Here is a 15903-nt window from a genome sequence, read left to right as displayed (position 1 = left end):
GAATATTGTATTTAGTAATTCATTTTTTTAGTAACTTAAGAGAAAATAAAATTATGCTGCTATGAAAAATGTGTTACTCCTCTTTACCCTTTGTTTTTCCTCCTTTTTAATAGGACAACAAACAGAATCTAAAATTATTTCAGGAACTATTACTGATGGTAGGGCTCCAGTAGATAATGTTACCATACGTATTTCAGACAAAGCAGCTAATGCGGTTTCTGATAGTAATGGTAAATACCGTATTGAAGCACAAACAGGTGATGTAATAACCTATTCATATCAAGGTCTTAAAACGGTTCGTATTCGTGTTGAAGATGTAACTCGAATTTTAAACATCACTATGGTTCCAGATATTCAAGAGTTAGAAGAGGTTACTGTAGAAGCAAGCAAAAGACGTTCTCAAAAAGACCTTAAGGCAGACTACGTAATTAACAAAAATATAATACGCACCGCTTGGGGCTTTTTAGATGCAGAAAGGGCTTCTGGTAATATTCGTATTCTTAATGAAGAAGAAATAAATCCTATATCCTTGTGTATTTTAGATTTATTAAGAAATAGATTTCCTGGTGTACAAGTGACAGGTTCTTGTCTAACAGGTGCTACAACACCCGGTATAGGAGCTGTTGGTAACTTGCCGCTTCAAATAGGCGGCCAAGTTAGAATTAGACCTGGGAATAGCTTAACAAGTGCATTACCTGCAGTTTTTGATATAGATGGGCAAATTTTTACTGATACACCAATTTGGCTTGATGTAAATAGAATTAAAAGAATTGCAATTCTAAATAATTTAGCTACTACTGCATCTTATGGTAATCTTGGGGCAGGAGGAGTGGTTGTTATAAATACAATAAATGGTAGTCCTAATAACAATGATTTTGTTGATCGCGCTCGATTAAAGAACAATTACGCTGATGGTAAAGAACTCAGTAGGGCGGAGGTCGCTACAAATGCACCCACCTATTTGAAGGAATTTATGGCAAGTTCTTCATTTGAAGACTCTAAGGCCATTTTTGAAAAGTACCACAAGATATATTCGAATTCCCCCTACTTTTTATTGGATGCCTACACCCATTTTGCAGAAGCCCACAACGAATTAGATTATGCAGATACCATAATCGAAGATAATTTTCAGCCTTATACTAACAATCCTGTATTGATGAAGGCCTTGGCCTACACCTATGAATCACAGCAGCGATTTGAAATGGCCAACGAGGCGTACAAAGAAGTATTTATTCTAAGGCCAAACTATGTACAAAGCTATATGGATATGGCCAATAGCTATCGTAACATCAGGGAACCAAAACAAGCGGCTTCAATGTATGCACGTTATGAATACTTGATTGATGAAGGATTTTTAGAGCTGGACACCATCGACTTTGGACCGATTATTTCGAGGGAATTTAATAATTTACTAATGTTAGAGAGGGATGCTGTAGTTGATAAAAGAAAGGCCAAAAAATTGTTCATCGCTCAAGAAGAGTTTAATGGTAACCGTTTGGTTTTTGAGTGGAACGATGGAGAGGCCGAATTTGACTTGCAGTTTGTAAATCCAGAAAACCAATACTATAAATGGAAGCACAATATGTTCGATAGTCCAGATGCCATAGAGCGTGAGAAGGACTTTGGATATAATGTAAAAGAGTATCTTGTTGACGGCTCTTTGCCCGGCACATGGCAGGTAAACATTAACTACCAAGGCAATAAAAGCCTAACACCAACGTATTTAAAGGCCACCATTTATTACGATTATGGCTCTAGAACACAGCGAAAAGAAGTTAAGGTCTTTAAGCTCACGCTCAAAAATGTCAACCAAGTGCTGTTTAAGTTAAAGTCTTCTTCAAGGGTGGCGATGCAATAAGCCATTGAAAAGCATTTCCATAATATTGTTACTTTTTGCTGCTCATGTTTTTGGGCAGCAAGACTTTATGGGTAAAATTATTGATTCAAAAACTGAACGACCAATACCCTTAGTCAATATAGGATTTGTTGACAAAGGTATCGGGACAACGACTAATGATGAAGGTGAATTTATTCAGAATTTTAGGTTGTGAGAGTTAGGCGATGAGGCAATTTTACAAATTGAATCTTTAGGGTATCTTACCAAAACATTTCTCTTCAAAGAAATCAAAATTTTTGCTTGTAATACAATGAACATTTATTTAAAGCCATTAGAAATTCAAATTATGGTGGTGCAGCTAAAAAAAGGAAGTAAAACTTTTTAATCTTCGTCTTACTAATGTCAATCAAAAACTATTCACCGTTTGGAATTCGGGCCGTATCATATCTAATTAGCCTAAATTGAAAACATTTTTGTTTATCAAGTTTTTTGATTAAAAACGTGATTTTAAAAAAATTGAATTCATGAAGAATAGTATTATACCGTATGTGTTACTACCTATATTTCTTTTTACAATTGCGGTTAGCGCACAAAAAGACTATAAAGGTCGAGTAATCGACGGTAAATCTAAAGAGCCAATACCTTATGTCAATATTGGGATAAAGGAAGCTGGTGTGGGTACAGTCAGTGACGAAGATGGACTTTTTCACCTATACTTAGACCTCAACAAATACGAACCTACTGCCAAAATTCTTTTTTCAGCTTTGGGGTATGAAACCTTGTTTATTCCTATTGCTGATATTAAACTGGTTTATAATGAATATCCAGATATTGTCTTGAAGCCCAAAACTGTAGAATTAAGTGAAGTGGTGGTTTCCAATAAAGGTGAGCGCTTTATACCGGACAATATTGGCTATCGAAATTATGGTGATAAAATATATGGGTATTGGAAAGATAATATAGCCTTGGGAGGTGAGTTGGCTACACGAATTATTGCTAAAAGTGGATTAAGAAAACTGAACGAGTTTGAATTTGAAGTATGGTATAACCCATCTGATAGTCTTTTGGTAAGAATCAATATTTATGAAGATGATGGTAAAATTGGTAAACCGGGAACCAATTTGAATACATCAGGGAAAAATATTATCACGACCATTCGTAAAGATGATAGAATGGTAAGGGTTGATTTACGACCTTATGAAATTTATACGAAAGACGATTTTATAGCTAGTGTCGAACTTATACAGGTATATGGAGAAGAGGATTTAGGTCTCATTCTGTCTGCTACAATTGCCAGAAATGGTTCATATCGCAAGTATGCAAGTCAAGATGCCTGGGAATACTTATCACCTACTAATATGGCATATAATGTGAAGTCAGATTTAATGGTCTCTGAGAAACAAGCCCAGCGTTTTGAACGTAGAACGGAGAAAAAGAAGATGAAACAACCTACACTTTCTGGCTTTGTAATAATGCGTGGTAGAATGATTTCTGAGGTCAATGTTTTGAATAATACCACCAAAGAATCCGTAGTATCTGATGCAAATGGCCGTTATGTAATTCGTGCTAAAAAAGGAGATATACTTACCTTTTCAAAAGATGGGTTGAAAGATTTTAGTTTTAGGGTAACTGATAAAATCACCCAGAATGCAGTCATGAAAAGCAAGTAGCAACTACACTTGCAATACCCCTAAATTAAATTGCTTCTCAATTGGTGCATGATTGGCTGCATCAATGCCCATTGAAATCCATTTTCTCGTATCTAACGGATTAATAATAGCATCGGTCCATAAACGAGCGGCAGCATAATACGGAGATACTTGATTATCATAACGGGACTTTATCTTATTAAAGAGCGCTTTCTCTTTCTCTTCATCAAAGGCTTCGCCTTTTTTCTCTAAAGAAGCTTTCTCTATTTGCATTAAAACTTTTGCTGCCGAATTACCACTCATTACCGCCAATTCAGCGCTTGGCCAAGCAAAAATTAATCTTGGGTCGTAGGCTTTTCCGCACATAGCATAATTGCCGGCTCCATAACTGTTACCAATAACCACAGTAAACTTTGGCACTACTGAATTACTTACCGCATTTACCATTTTTGCACCGTCTTTTATGATACCTCCATGTTCACTCTTACTACCTACCATAAATCCGGTAACATCTTGTAAAAACACTAGGGGTATTTTCTTTTGATTACAATTAGCTATAAAACGGGTGGCTTTGTCTGCAGAATCTGAATAAATTACCCCACCAAATTGCATTTCGCCTTTACCACTCTTAACCACTTTTCGTTGGTTAGCTACAATACCAACAGCCCATCCATCAATACGTGCGTAACCAGTTAGCAGCGACTTACCGTAATCTTCTTTGTATTGGTCAAATTCTGAATTATCCACTAATCGATGAATAATCTCTAACATATCATATTGGTCACTTCTTGATGCTGGAAGAATTCCAAATATCTCCTCCTGTTTTTTAGAAGGCATAGCTGGTGTTTTTCTATTGTAACCCGCTTTGTCAAAATCACCTATTTTATCCATTATTTTTTTAATGGTGTCTAAGGCATCTTTATCATCTTTTGCTTTATAATCTGTCACTCCACTTATTTCGCAATGGGTTGTGGCACCACCTAGAGTTTCATTATCAATACTTTCACCAATTGCCGCTTTAACCAAATAACTACCTGCTAAAAAAATGCTTCCGGTTTTATTTACTATTAGGGCCTCATCACTCATAATAGGCAAGTACGCTCCGCCAGCAACACAACTGCCCATTACAGCTGAAATTTGTGTGATACCCATACTACTCATCACAGCGTTGTTTCTAAAAATACGACCAAAGTGTTCTTTGTCTGGAAATATCTCATCTTGCATGGGTAAGTATACCCCTGCGCTATCAACTAAATAAATAATAGGGAGCTTGTTTTCAATAGCTATTTCTTGGGCACGTAAGTTTTTCTTTCCAGTTATGGGGAACCACGCTCCAGCTTTTACAGTAGCATCATTAGCTACAATTATGGCCAATTTACCTTGAACTTCTCCAATTTTTATGACCACACCACCAGAAGGACAACCGCCATGTTCTTCATACATACCTTCACCTGCAAAAGCTCCAATTTCAATAGCATTTTCTTCATCATCTAAAAGATAATTAATGCGTTCTCTAGCCGTCAATTTTCCTTTAGAATGATGTTTTTCAATACGTTTTTTACCGCCACCCAATTTTACTTGGGCAAGTCTGCGCTTAAGTTCTGAAAGTTCTAGTTTGTTATGGTCTTCGTTCTTGTTAAATTTTAAATCCATTCAATTAGTTGCTTTGCGAGCCTAAAGATACCATTAGAAAACCGAATGTATGCGGTAGTAAAGTTCATTTTTACGATATTTGACTCCCACAAAATTTTGGATTATGTCGATGACTAAAAATACGGTTCTGGCTTACGCTACAATTATTATGATACTTGTTGGTATTGGAATGATTGCTTTAGGAGCTTTTAAATATGATGAAGTAGCAGGATATGGATTTGCAGCAGTTGGTGTTGGTTTTTTTGCTATTGCTTGGGTTTTTAATGCTTTAAAAGGTAGAGTGTAAACTTATCGTAAAACTATTTTATAACTCTTAACTCACTAACAAAATATGTCTGATGATAAGAAAGTAATCTTTTCAATGTCTGGGGTTACTAAAACGTATAAAAACGCAAACACCCCTGTTCTTAAGAATATATATTTAAGTTTTTTCTACGGTGCTAAAATTGGTATTCTTGGTTTAAATGGTTCAGGTAAATCTACCTTATTAAAAATTATAGCTGGTGTTGATAAAAATTACCAAGGCGATGTGGTTTTTTCTCCAGGATATACCGTTGGTTATTTAGAACAAGAACCAAAACTAGATGAAGAAAAAACAGTTTTAGAAGTAGTAAAAGAGGGAGTTGCTGAAACTGTCGCCGTTTTGGATGAATACAACAAAATCAACGATATGTTTGGTTTGCCAGAGGTTTATGAAAACCCTGACAAAATGCAAGAGTTGATGGACAAGCAAGCCAAGCTTCAAGACCAAATTGATGCTAGTAATGCGTGGGAATTAGATACCAAGTTAGACATTGCTATGGATGCCTTGCGCACACCAGATGGCGATAAGAAAATAGCTGTATTATCTGGTGGTGAGCGTAGAAGAGTTGCACTTTGTAGACTCTTATTAAAAGAACCAGATGTATTATTGCTAGATGAGCCAACTAACCATTTAGATGCTGAATCTGTTCATTGGTTAGAACATCATTTAGCCCAATATAAAGGTACAGTTATTGCTGTAACACACGACCGCTATTTCTTAGACAATGTTGCTGGTTGGATATTAGAATTAGATAGAGGAGAAGGTATTCCCTGGAAAGGAAATTATTCAGGTTGGTTAGACCAAAAGGCAAAACGTTTAGCTCAAGAATCTAAACAAGCTTCAAAAAGACAAAAAACACTCGAGAGAGAGTTAGATTGGGTAAGACAAGGCGCAAAGGGTAGACAGGCCAAACAAAAAGCGCGTTTAAAAAATTATGATAAGTTAGCGAGTCAAGACCAAAAGCAATTAGAAGAAAAATTAGAAATCTACATTCCAAATGGTCCCCGTTTAGGTACCAACGTTATTGAGGCTAAAGGAGTAAGTAAAGCTTTTGGTGATAAATTATTGTATGAAGATTTAAATTTTAATTTACCACAGGCAGGTATAGTGGGTATAATAGGTCCAAATGGTGCTGGTAAAACCACCATATTTAGAATGATAATGGGCGAAGAAACTCCAGATAAAGGAGAATTTACAGTAGGTGAAACTGCTAAAATTGCTTATGTAGACCAAACCCATTCCAATATTGACCCTGAAAAAACTATTTGGGAAAATTTTAGCGATGGTCAAGAATTGGTGATGATGGGGGGTAAGCAAGTAAATTCAAGAGCCTACTTAAGTAGGTTTAATTTTTCCGGTAGTGAACAAAATAAAAAAGTAAATATGCTGTCTGGTGGTGAACGTAACCGTTTACATTTGGCAATGACATTGAAAGAAGAGGGTAATGTTTTGTTACTAGATGAGCCTACCAACGACTTAGATGTAAATACGTTAAGAGCGCTCGAAGAAGGATTAGAAAATTTTGCTGGCTGTGCGGTTATTATTTCTCACGATAGATGGTTCTTAGATAGAATTTGTACGCATATACTAGCTTTTGAAGGTGATTCACAAGTGTATTTCTTTGAAGGTTCTTTCTCAGATTATGAAGAGAATAAAAAGAAACGCTTAGGTTCAGATATTATGCCTAAACGTATTAAATACAAAAAATTAATACGTTAGACTATTTTTCAAGCTTTAGTAACGCGGCTTGCAAAAGTGCTTTGGTTTTTTCTTGATAGATATCTTGTTGCGCTTCTGTTAGATTAAGATTAGAAGGTTCTTGAAGTAACTCAATGATTTGGTCAACAGAGGTGTTTAAGGCTGCTAAGTTTTTATTCATTTCTGTTGATTCTTTAGTGTTTATAGATTGCACTGTTGGTTCTACATAATTTTCGCTTGAACAATTATCTAGTGCTAATAGAAGTTCATCAATTTCTGAAAGAGCTTTTTGGGTATAAAATCGGCCTGCTTTCCAATCCTGGGGGTCAACAGCCTTTTTTAAATTTTCTTTGGCTTGATAACTTTTTTCTTCTGCAACTAAACAGCCGCAATCTGCTATTTCGTTCTCAACATTTTCAAACATAGCTAATGAACGTTCTGAATAGTATACCTGATGGTCAAACCCAGTTACTTTAAGGGCTTTTTTAGCATGCGCTAGTGCATAGGTTGTGTTGTTATACAATTTTTCGCAAGCGTCAAGGTTTATTTGCGCCTTTACAACTGTAGTTATTGAGAATAGAAATATAAATAGATATGTAGGTTTCATAATAAGGTAAATACTAGGGATTTGGGAATCTAAATATTCATAATGCAAACGTCTAAAAATGTGTATTAGTGCTATTTATGAAAAAAAAATTAACAAGAAAAACAATCTGAAAAATCCAAATGTCTAGATAAGACGTATATCTGGTATATGCAATCCAACTAAAGGCATTATTAAATTAAAAATTATGACAGAAACAAAAAGTAACAACGGGTTAAAAGTAATAGCTGGCCTTTTAGGGGTTATCTTACTTGGTACAATAATCTACACTGTTAGTTTATATCAAGACAAAAAGAAAACCACTAATGCACTAAAACAAGAAAAAGATTTAGTGGTTGAAGATTTAAATAGTCTTAAATCTGAATACGATAAAGCTATTTTAGAAAGTAACGCAACTAATGAAGAATTAGTAGCAGCAAGAGACAATATTGCAAAGTATATAGACTCTGTAAATACTATGAAAGCAGATATTTCTTCTTTATCTAGATATAGAAGACAAGTTTCTGTTTTAAAAGCAGAAAGAGAAGCATTATTAAAGAAAGTAGATTCACTTTCGCAGTCTAATACTTTGTTAGCCATGGAGCGTGATAGTACGTACGCCGAATTAGAAAAACAGACTGTTTTCAATGATTCTTTGGTAGTACAAAACACACAATTAGCAGACGCAGTAGAAAGAGGTTCAACTTTAGGCTTAACTAAGCAAAGCGTTGATGCTGTTAAGGAAAGAAACAGTGGTAAACTGGTTTCTACTTCTCGCGCAAGAGCTACAGATAAAATTAAAGTATGTTTTACTGTTGGTCCAAATAGTATTGCAAACGCTGGGGATAGACAATTCTTTATAGAAGTTTTAGACCCACAGGGTAACGTTTTAGGTGATAGCATGACAAAGTCTAACGATGATGGTGCTTCAATTACGTATACTAAAGAGACAAACTTTTACTATGAAAACACTTCTTTAGATGTTTGTGATTATGTAAACAAACCAACTTCTGATTTTAAGGAAGGTAACTACATGGTTAATGTTTATGATGATAGTTTAAAATTATTGGGAACTTCTAAGTTCGCATTAAAATAAAAAGGGAATTCCCCCCGAACAAAAAAAGGGCGAACCATTTGGTTCGCCCTTTTAATATTGTAGCTTTTTAATTTATTTAAGACTACCCACCATATCTTTTGGTTGTACCCAAGCATCATATTCTTCTGCGGTAACATAACCTAAATTAATAGCTTCTTCTTTTAAGGTAGTTCCATTTTTGTGAGCTGTATTAGCTATTTCAGCAGCCTTATAATATCCTATTTTAGTATTTAATGCCGTTACCAACATTAAAGAGTTATTTAATAACTTATTTATAGTTTCATGATTTGGCTCAATACCTGAAGCACAATTATCATCAAAACTAATGCAGGCATCACCAATTAATTGAGCAGACTGTAGAATGTTTGCCGCCATCACTGGTTTAAAAACATTTAGCTCATAATGTCCTTGAGTTCCTCCTACTGTAATAGCCACATCATTACCCATTACTTGGGCACAAACCATAGTAAGAGCCTCACATTGAGTTGGATTTACTTTGCCAGGCATAATTGAACTACCTGGTTCGTTTGCTGGTATTATGATTTCTCCAATACCAGAGCGTGGCCCAGAAGCCATTAATCTAATATCGTTAGCAATTTTGTTTAATGAAACTGCTAGTTGTTTTAATGCTCCATGACTCTCAACTATAGCATCATGTGCAGCTAAAGCTTCAAATTTATTTTCAGCAGTTATAAAAGGTAATTCTGTAAATTCTGCAATATACTTAGCAACTAACACATCATACCCTTTTGGTGTATTTAAACCTGTACCAACAGCAGTTCCGCCCAATGCCAGTTCTGATAAATGTGGTAAGGTGTTTTTTAGTGCCTTTAAACCATGATTAAGTTGCGATACATAACCTGAAAATTCTTGGCCAAGTGTAAGTGGTGTGGCATCCATTAAATGCGTACGACCAATTTTTACGACATCTTTAAATTCTTTAGATTTTTTTTGTAAGGTATCTCGTAATTGTTCTACACCAGGTATTGTTACTTCAACTATTTTCTTGTAGGCGGCAATGTGCATACCCGTTGGAAAAGTATCGTTTGATGATTGTGATTTATTTACATCATCATTAGGTTGAATGGTTTTTTCACCTTCACCAATAGTTTTACCAGCTATTTCGTGAGCTCTATTAGCAATAACTTCGTTTACGTTCATATTGCTTTGTGTTCCAGAACCTGTTTGCCAAATAACTAATGGAAATTGGTCATCATGCTTGCCTTCAAGAATCTCATCACAAACCTGTGCAATTAAATCTCTTTTATCTTCACTTAAAACACCTAATTCAGCATTGGTATATGCAGCTGCTTTTTTAAGGTATGCAAAGCCATAAACCACTTCTAAAGGCATAGATGCCGGTGCTCCAATTTTAAAATTGTTTCTAGAACGTTCTGTTTGCGCTCCCCAATATTTGTCGGCGGGTACTTTTACCTCACCCATGGTATCTTTTTCTATTCTAAAAGCCATTTGTAACGTACATTTTTAGGTGGTTAAAGATACGAGAACACAAAAACATAACCGTTTTTAAGGAGCAATAAATCTCAATTTATTAAGAATTATACTTATTCGATAAACGGTTAAATAAAATCTGAAAGTAGCACGTTTACTTAAACAAACCTTTACTTATGAAAAACCTAACTATTTTATTTCTCTTTTTAACCTACACATTTGGTTTTAGCCAACAAGATAGCCTAGCTATTGAAGAATTTTCAGAAGCCGACATTCAAATTCTAACAGACAGCATTAATAACTCGTACCAATTTGAACGTGGAACTATTGCTATCGCCGACGGATTAGCCACCATTAACGTTCCTGAAGGATTTAAATATTTAAACCAAGAGCAAAGTAAAGAAGTACTTACAGACCTTTGGGGTAATCCACCAGCAGAAACATTAGGAATGTTGTTTCCTGAAGATTCACCTGTCATAGGTGAAGATTTTACCTATGCTATAGAAATTACGTACTCGGAAGAAGGGTATGTAGATGATGAAGATGCTAAGGATATTGATTATGACGACTTATTAGATGAAATGAAGTCTGATATGGTAGAAGCAAATAAAACACGAACCGCCATGGGTTATGAAACCGTAGAAATGGTAGGTTGGGCCTCAAAACCTTATTACGATGAAAGTTCAAAAAAATTACACTGGGCTAAAGAATTACATTTTGAAGGGGAAGATGAAAATACGTTAAACTATGATATCAGAATTTTAGGAAGAAAAGGTTATTTAAGCATGAATGCAATTAGTGAAATGAATCAACTTCCATTAGTAAAAGAAAACATTGATTATGTTTTAAACAGTGTAGAATTTAATCCTGGTAATAGGTATACAGACTTTAATCCAGATTTTGATGAAGTTGCTGCTTATGGCGTTGGAGGACTCGTTGCAGGTAAAGTTTTAGCTAAAACCGGATTCTTTGCGGTAATCTTAAAATTTTGGAAGTTTATTGCCCTTGGTGCAGTAGGCTTCTTTGGCGCATTTAAAAAACGATTATTTGGAAGTAAGGAATCTTAAAATTGGTTTTAATTTTTAAAAGAGTTACTATATCTTTGCATGTAAATAACATTTCTGATGCACGAAAATTTAGTAGAATTCGACCAATATTTAGGATTTTTAGCGTTTTTAACCATTTTAACGATAGGGTTTTGGTTAATGATTTTCTTAATCACTTTTGTTGTACCTTATTGGTTAGGAGGCAACTTGTTAGAAATGTGGAAAGAACGTAAAGAAGCAAAACGCGCAGCGCGTAACGAAGCATAAAACAAAAAAGGAGCTATTTAGCTCCTTTTTTTTTGATATCTATTTTAATCAGGTTTTATCCCTGAAATTCCTCATCTCCGCCTTCGTAATCTCCTCTTCCGCCTCGTTCTCTTTGTTTTTTCTGATTAAATCTATAAGTAAAAGCTAAATTAAAGCTTCTAACTCTCCATTGAAATTCGCTATAACTATCAAAGAATGGAGTAGAGGTATCACTTCTTCTTTTTCTACTATTGAATACATCACTTACGTTAAACGCTAGCGAAGCCTTTTCATCAAGAAAATCTTTACTAAATGCTAGGTCGAGTGAAAATATACCTTGAGACCTGGTTTGCGCATTTTCTGTTGGACCGCGATAGAAAACTCTTGTTTGCCAATCTATACTAGCTGGTAACGTTACTTTATTGTTTAATCTAATAAACCAACTTAAATTTTCTGCATCAAAATTTTGACCGTTAAAGTCACCTCTAGTAACTAAGTTAAAGAAGTTGGCACTTAGGTTGGTATTCCACTTCCTAGTAGGCCGGTAATTCACATTGGCGTCTAAACCAAATCTATCGTTTCTGGCAAGATTCACAGGTGTTCTTCTTAGAATACTTACAATTTCGCCATCAAATAAGGTATCATCTCCTGTGTCTTCTTGAATAAATGTGATGACATCTGTAGCACGCTGAAAGTAAACAGATGCATTTACGGTTATCTTATCAAATCGTTTTAAATATCCTAAATCAACTTGGTTTGAAAATGAAGGGGTTAAGTTAGGATTACCCTGAAATAAGTTTGTAGGACTTGTTCTAGACGGAAACGGATTTAAAAAGAAAGACCTAGGTCTTCTAATTCTTCTGTTGTAACCAAATTGAAAGCTTTCTGTTTCGGTTACTTCATAATTTAAGTTCAGCGTGGGAAACAAGCCATCAAAATTATTTCGGTTGAAATCATTAGTTTCAATCTGATTGATAATTAATCGTGTTGCTTCATATCTTAATCCAGCTAAAAAGTTAAACTTACCTAATTGCTGGCCATATTGGGTATAAACCGCATTTATGGTTGCTTTATAATCTAAAACATTACTTGGGTTTGAGATGCCTAATTCTTCCTCTGTAGGCGAAATAAAGGCCACATCATAGTCTGTATTCAACGTATTAAAATCACCACGATAACCAATTTCAAATTGCCCTGATTCACCAATTGGTTTTACATAATCAGTTTGCATAAAAACCCTTCTTTGGTCTTCTGCGGTGCGCACACTTTCACTATCGAAACCATTTTGAACAATTAAAGATTCTTCAACTTCATCACTTTCTTCATATTGAAAATCAAAAGTTAGTTTGTGACTAGAGTCACCATCAAATTGTTTATTAAAATTAAATGCGTATTGAAAAGTGTTATCTAATTCATCTTCGGGGTCAAAGCGTATGCCTGTACTAACATTACCTTCAGCATCGGTTTGTCTAAAATTATTTGTTGTTTCATTTGACTCATCAGATTCTCTAAAGAACAAAGTTTGGGTGATTGAGGCTGTTTCATTCACATACCATTCAACACCTACATTGGCATTGTAGCGATCACTAAAGCGTTCTCTAGATTCATCTTCAAATATGGAATTGGTGAAATTTCTATTTTCATCAAAAAAGCGAGTATCTACCAAACTATTTCCGGGTCTTTCTCTATAATTATAGCCAGCATTTGTAAATATGTTTACGTTACCAGTTCTGTAATTTAAATTACCATTTAAGCCATATTGATATGGATAACCGCCGTTTGCTGTAATTGCTCCGTTTAAACCTTGTAATTTACTTCTTCTAAGTATGATGTTGATAATACCTCCTGAGCCTTCGGCATCATAACGTGCAGAAGGTGAGGTTATTACCTCTACTTTTTCTATAGATTCTGCTGGTAATTGTCTTAACGCATCTGTACTATTTAAACCAGTAAGTGCTGATGGTTTACCATTTATAAGTATTCTAACATCATCATTACCTCGCAATTGTACGTTGCCTTCAACGTCAACTGCTACAGAAGGTACATTGTCTAAAACATCACTTACGGTACCGCCTCTAACGGTTAAATCTTTACCAACATTATATATTTTTTTATCTAGTCTAAGTTCAACAGTAGTTCTTTCTGCCACTACTTCAACTTCATCAAGTTTAGCCACATCTAAAGCTAATTCAATAGTACCAAGGTTAGTGTTTTCTCGATATAGTTGGTTTTCTAATCTGTATGTTTTAAAAGAAATAAACTCTACACTAATGTTATATCTACCCGCTGGGGCTTCTACTTCAAAATTACCTTCTATATCTGTGATACCACCTGTTACTTGGTCTGGATTGTTGGCATTTTGTAAAACAAAAGTGGCGTATTCTAAAGGAGCACCATTGTCTTTGTCTATAACCTTACCAGTAATCTTTATTGTCGGCCGTTGATTAGATGGTCGTTGTGCATTTACGTTTAAACATAATCCTGTTAATAGTACAATAAGTAATAACCTCATGTATGTTGTTTTGATAATTTGAGTTTATACAAAGTTCGATCACATTACAGTTAAATAAATTTTAAAAGATGTGAACGACACAAACTACCATATGTTCAACAGAATTAAAGGGCTCAAAAAAATCCTATAAGATTTGCTTAACAATTAAAACAAAAAAGGTGATTCTATTCTGAACCACCATCTTTACTTTTTCGTTTTCGCTTTTTTTTCTTTTTAGCTTCTCGCTCTGTTTTATTTGGGTTTTCTAAAAGCGATTTATACAAATTGAATTTTTCTTCTGGTAAGCCAGCTTTCATTTCTTCATCTTGTAATTTACCTAGCTTATCAAATTCTTCTTTCATTTTTTCTGGTGGAAGTTTAAGAATTTGAAGTTCCATTCGCTTTTGAACATACTTAACTAATGTAGAGCGAACAACAGCTTCTTCAAAAGGGTCTAATTCTAAGGTCTCAATAATTCTAGGCATTTGTTTTTCTACTAATTCTTCTGCAGTGAGTGGCTCAGGTTCTTTAGCTGGAGTTTCTGCTTGTGGTATACCGCTTCTTTGTCTTCCATATCTATTATAGCCATTGCCATAACCATATTGCGCATATATTTCAGAGGTTAACCCTAAAAAAGTAAAGAGTAAAACTAGTTGAAGTTTTTTATTCATCTCAAGTATAGTTATTTAGTGTTTCAATATAGTCAACATAAACCATTCCAAAGTTATTCTTCTTTTTGACCCATCATCATTAAAAAAGATTTTAAGAATTGGTTAATGTCACCATCCATTACAGCATCTACATTACCGGTTTCTTGTGCTGTTCTTACATCTTTTACCAATTTATATGGATGCATAACATAGTTTCTTATCTGAGAACCCCATTCAATTTTCATTTTTGAAGCCTCGATTTCTGCTCTTGCTTCTTGTTTTTTTCGAAGTTCAATCTCATAAAGCTGAGACTTAAGCATTTTCATTGCTGTAGCTCTATTGTCATGTTGCGATCTAGAATCAGAACAAGAAATTTGAATTCCGGTTGGTTTATGAACCAATTGAACTTTAGTTTCTACTTTATTTACATTTTGTCCGCCAGCACCACTAGACCTTGCTGTGGTAATTTCAATTTCTGAAGAATTAACTTCAATTTCTATGGAATCATCTACTAGCGGGTAAACATATACTGAAGCAAATGAAGTATGCCTTTTTGCATTGCTGTCGAAGGGTGAAATACGTACTAACCTATGCACCCCATTTTCTCCTTTAAGCCAACCAAAGGCATAGTCACCCTCAATTTCTAACGTTACTGTTTTGATGCCTGCAACATCACCTTCTTGATAGTTGAGTTCTTTTACTTTAAACCCGTTTTTCTCAGCCCACATTAAGTACATACGCATTAACATTGAAGCCCAGTCACAACTCTCTGTACCACCAGCACCTGCAGTTATTTGCAACACAGCGTTTAATTCATCTCCCTCATCAGAAAGCATGTTTTTAAACTCTAAATTTTCAATAAGGTCTGTGGCTTTCACTAATTTTTGGTTCACCTCATCTTCTGCGACTTCACCCAGCTCTAAAAATTCTATTAAAACCTCTAAGTCATTTACCAAGGTCTTAGCTTCATTAAAATCTTCAATCCACTTTTTTTTAGATTTTAAAGATTTCATAAGCAGTTGAGCTTTGATAGGGTCATCCCAAAACCCGGGAACTAAAGTTTTTTCTTCTTCGTTCTCAATTTCAATAAGTTTGGCATCAATGTCAAAGATACCTCCTTAACGCACCAAGGCGATCTATAAGATCTTTATGCTGATCTGTAGTTACCATAAAATAAGTTTCGCGCAAAAATACTATT

14 protein-coding genes are annotated in these 15903 nt (G+C 34.9%); 8 read left to right on the top strand and 6 right to left on the bottom strand.

Features of this window, described 5'->3' with window-relative positions; translation table 11 throughout:
* Positions 1–61 precede the first annotated feature (61 nt).
* From H5V42_RS02890 to H5V42_RS02880, 3 genes are all read left to right on the top strand, one after another.
* Positions 62–1858, top strand: a complete 1797-nt coding sequence (locus H5V42_RS02890) for a carboxypeptidase-like regulatory domain-containing protein (RefSeq protein ID WP_185781614.1) — start codon at positions 62–64, stop codon at positions 1856–1858.
* A gap of 4 nt (positions 1859–1862) precedes the next feature.
* Positions 1863–2051 carry a hypothetical protein gene (locus H5V42_RS02885; RefSeq protein ID WP_185781613.1) on the top strand — a complete coding sequence of 63 codons (189 nt, stop codon included), beginning with the start codon at positions 1863–1865 and terminating at the stop codon, positions 2049–2051.
* 310 nt (positions 2052–2361) lie between these two features.
* Positions 2362–3507, top strand: a complete 1146-nt coding sequence (locus H5V42_RS02880; RefSeq protein ID WP_185781612.1) for a carboxypeptidase-like regulatory domain-containing protein — start codon at positions 2362–2364, stop codon at positions 3505–3507.
* Between the two features lie 3 nt (positions 3508–3510).
* Here the strand turns inward: H5V42_RS02880 and H5V42_RS02875 are convergent, their stop codons facing one another.
* Positions 3511–5139 (bottom strand): acyl-CoA carboxylase subunit beta, encoded by a 1629-nt coding sequence (locus H5V42_RS02875; RefSeq protein WP_185781611.1) that lies wholly within the window; start codon positions 5137–5139, stop codon positions 3511–3513.
* A gap of 109 nt (positions 5140–5248) precedes the next feature.
* Between H5V42_RS02875 and H5V42_RS02870 the strand changes: the two genes are divergently transcribed.
* Both H5V42_RS02870 and ettA read left to right on the top strand, forming a co-directional pair.
* The gene (locus tag H5V42_RS02870) at positions 5249–5425 is read left to right on the top strand and encodes a CAL67264 family membrane protein (protein ID WP_229665654.1); all 177 of its coding nucleotides are present in this window, start codon (positions 5249–5251) and stop codon (positions 5423–5425) included.
* A gap of 45 nt (positions 5426–5470) precedes the next feature.
* Positions 5471–7162, top strand: a complete 1692-nt coding sequence (gene ettA, locus H5V42_RS02865) for an energy-dependent translational throttle protein EttA (protein ID WP_185781609.1) — start codon at positions 5471–5473, stop codon at positions 7160–7162.
* Position 7163: 1 nt separating this feature from the next.
* Here ettA and H5V42_RS02860 read toward each other — a convergent pair whose 3' ends face one another.
* Positions 7164–7748 carry a hypothetical protein gene (locus tag H5V42_RS02860; RefSeq protein ID WP_185781608.1) on the bottom strand — a complete coding sequence of 195 codons (585 nt, stop codon included), beginning with the start codon at positions 7746–7748 and terminating at the stop codon, positions 7164–7166.
* Positions 7749–7932: 184 nt separating this feature from the next.
* Between H5V42_RS02860 and H5V42_RS02855 the strand changes: the two genes are divergently transcribed.
* Positions 7933–8820 carry a hypothetical protein gene (locus H5V42_RS02855; protein ID WP_185781607.1) on the top strand — a complete coding sequence of 296 codons (888 nt, stop codon included), beginning with the start codon at positions 7933–7935 and terminating at the stop codon, positions 8818–8820.
* A gap of 72 nt (positions 8821–8892) precedes the next feature.
* On the opposite strand, the gene fumC is transcribed toward H5V42_RS02855, so the two are convergent.
* Positions 8893–10290 (bottom strand): class II fumarate hydratase, encoded by a 1398-nt coding sequence (gene fumC, locus H5V42_RS02850; RefSeq protein ID WP_185781606.1) that lies wholly within the window; start codon positions 10288–10290, stop codon positions 8893–8895.
* A gap of 158 nt (positions 10291–10448) precedes the next feature.
* Here fumC and H5V42_RS02845 point away from each other — a divergent pair, with 158 nt between their 5' ends.
* Together H5V42_RS02845 and H5V42_RS02840 are read left to right on the top strand one after the other, a co-directional pair.
* Positions 10449–11339, top strand: coding sequence for a DUF2167 domain-containing protein (locus H5V42_RS02845; RefSeq protein ID WP_185781605.1), 891 nt, complete (start codon positions 10449–10451; stop codon positions 11337–11339).
* 57 nt (positions 11340–11396) lie between these two features.
* Positions 11397–11585: a hypothetical protein gene (locus tag H5V42_RS02840; protein ID WP_185781604.1), complete on the top strand. Its 189-nt coding sequence runs from the start codon at positions 11397–11399 to the stop codon at positions 11583–11585.
* A 55-nt stretch (positions 11586–11640) separates the two neighbouring features.
* Here the strand turns inward: H5V42_RS02840 and H5V42_RS02835 are convergent, their stop codons facing one another.
* The 3 genes from H5V42_RS02835 to prfB all read right to left on the bottom strand — a co-directional run bounded on the left by H5V42_RS02835 (position 11641) and on the right by prfB (position 15875).
* A complete protein-coding gene (locus H5V42_RS02835; protein WP_185781603.1) occupies positions 11641–14076 on the bottom strand; it encodes a TonB-dependent receptor domain-containing protein in 2436 nt (811 codons plus the stop codon).
* 164 nt (positions 14077–14240) lie between these two features.
* Positions 14241–14726: a hypothetical protein gene (locus H5V42_RS02830; protein WP_185781602.1), complete on the bottom strand. Its 486-nt coding sequence runs from the start codon at positions 14724–14726 to the stop codon at positions 14241–14243.
* 53 nt (positions 14727–14779) lie between these two features.
* Positions 14780–15875, bottom strand: a protein-coding gene (gene prfB, locus H5V42_RS02825; RefSeq protein ID WP_185781601.1) for a peptide chain release factor 2 whose coding sequence is annotated in 2 segments (ribosomal slippage) — positions 14780–15811 and positions 15813–15875 — 1095 coding nt in all. Because the reading frame shifts where the segments join, the coding sequence is not laid out codon by codon here.
* Positions 15876–15903: the final 28 nt, after the last annotated feature.

This window comes from Croceivirga lutea (assembly GCF_014235875.1).
GTDB lineage: Bacteria > Bacteroidota > Bacteroidia > Flavobacteriales > Flavobacteriaceae > Croceivirga > Croceivirga lutea.
Note: the sequence above shows the minus strand (reverse complement) of the source record. Positions and strands in the feature narration are given on the sequence as shown.

Excerpts from the sequence above, each read along its gene's own strand:
- H5V42_RS02890 (WP_185781614.1), top strand. The coding sequence starts at position 62 with ATGAAAAATGTGTTACTCCTCTTTACCCTTTGTTTTTCCTCCTTTTTA.
- H5V42_RS02880 (WP_185781612.1), top strand. The coding sequence starts at position 2,362 with ATGAAGAATAGTATTATACCGTATGTGTTACTACCTATATTTCTTTTT.
- H5V42_RS02875 (WP_185781611.1), bottom strand. The coding sequence starts at position 5,139 with ATGGATTTAAAATTTAACAAGAACGAAGACCATAACAAACTAGAACTT.
- H5V42_RS02870 (WP_229665654.1), top strand. The coding sequence starts at position 5,249 with ATGACTAAAAATACGGTTCTGGCTTACGCTACAATTATTATGATACTT.
- ettA (WP_185781609.1), top strand. The coding sequence starts at position 5,471 with ATGTCTGATGATAAGAAAGTAATCTTTTCAATGTCTGGGGTTACTAAA.
- H5V42_RS02860 (WP_185781608.1), bottom strand. The coding sequence starts at position 7,748 with ATGAAACCTACATATCTATTTATATTTCTATTCTCAATAACTACAGTT.
- H5V42_RS02855 (WP_185781607.1), top strand. The coding sequence starts at position 7,933 with ATGACAGAAACAAAAAGTAACAACGGGTTAAAAGTAATAGCTGGCCTT.
- fumC (WP_185781606.1), bottom strand. The coding sequence starts at position 10,290 with ATGGCTTTTAGAATAGAAAAAGATACCATGGGTGAGGTAAAAGTACCC.
- H5V42_RS02845 (WP_185781605.1), top strand. The coding sequence starts at position 10,449 with ATGAAAAACCTAACTATTTTATTTCTCTTTTTAACCTACACATTTGGT.
- H5V42_RS02840 (WP_185781604.1), top strand. The coding sequence starts at position 11,397 with ATGCACGAAAATTTAGTAGAATTCGACCAATATTTAGGATTTTTAGCG.
- H5V42_RS02835 (WP_185781603.1), bottom strand. The coding sequence starts at position 14,076 with ATGAGGTTATTACTTATTGTACTATTAACAGGATTATGTTTAAACGTA.
- H5V42_RS02830 (WP_185781602.1), bottom strand. The coding sequence starts at position 14,726 with ATGAATAAAAAACTTCAACTAGTTTTACTCTTTACTTTTTTAGGGTTA.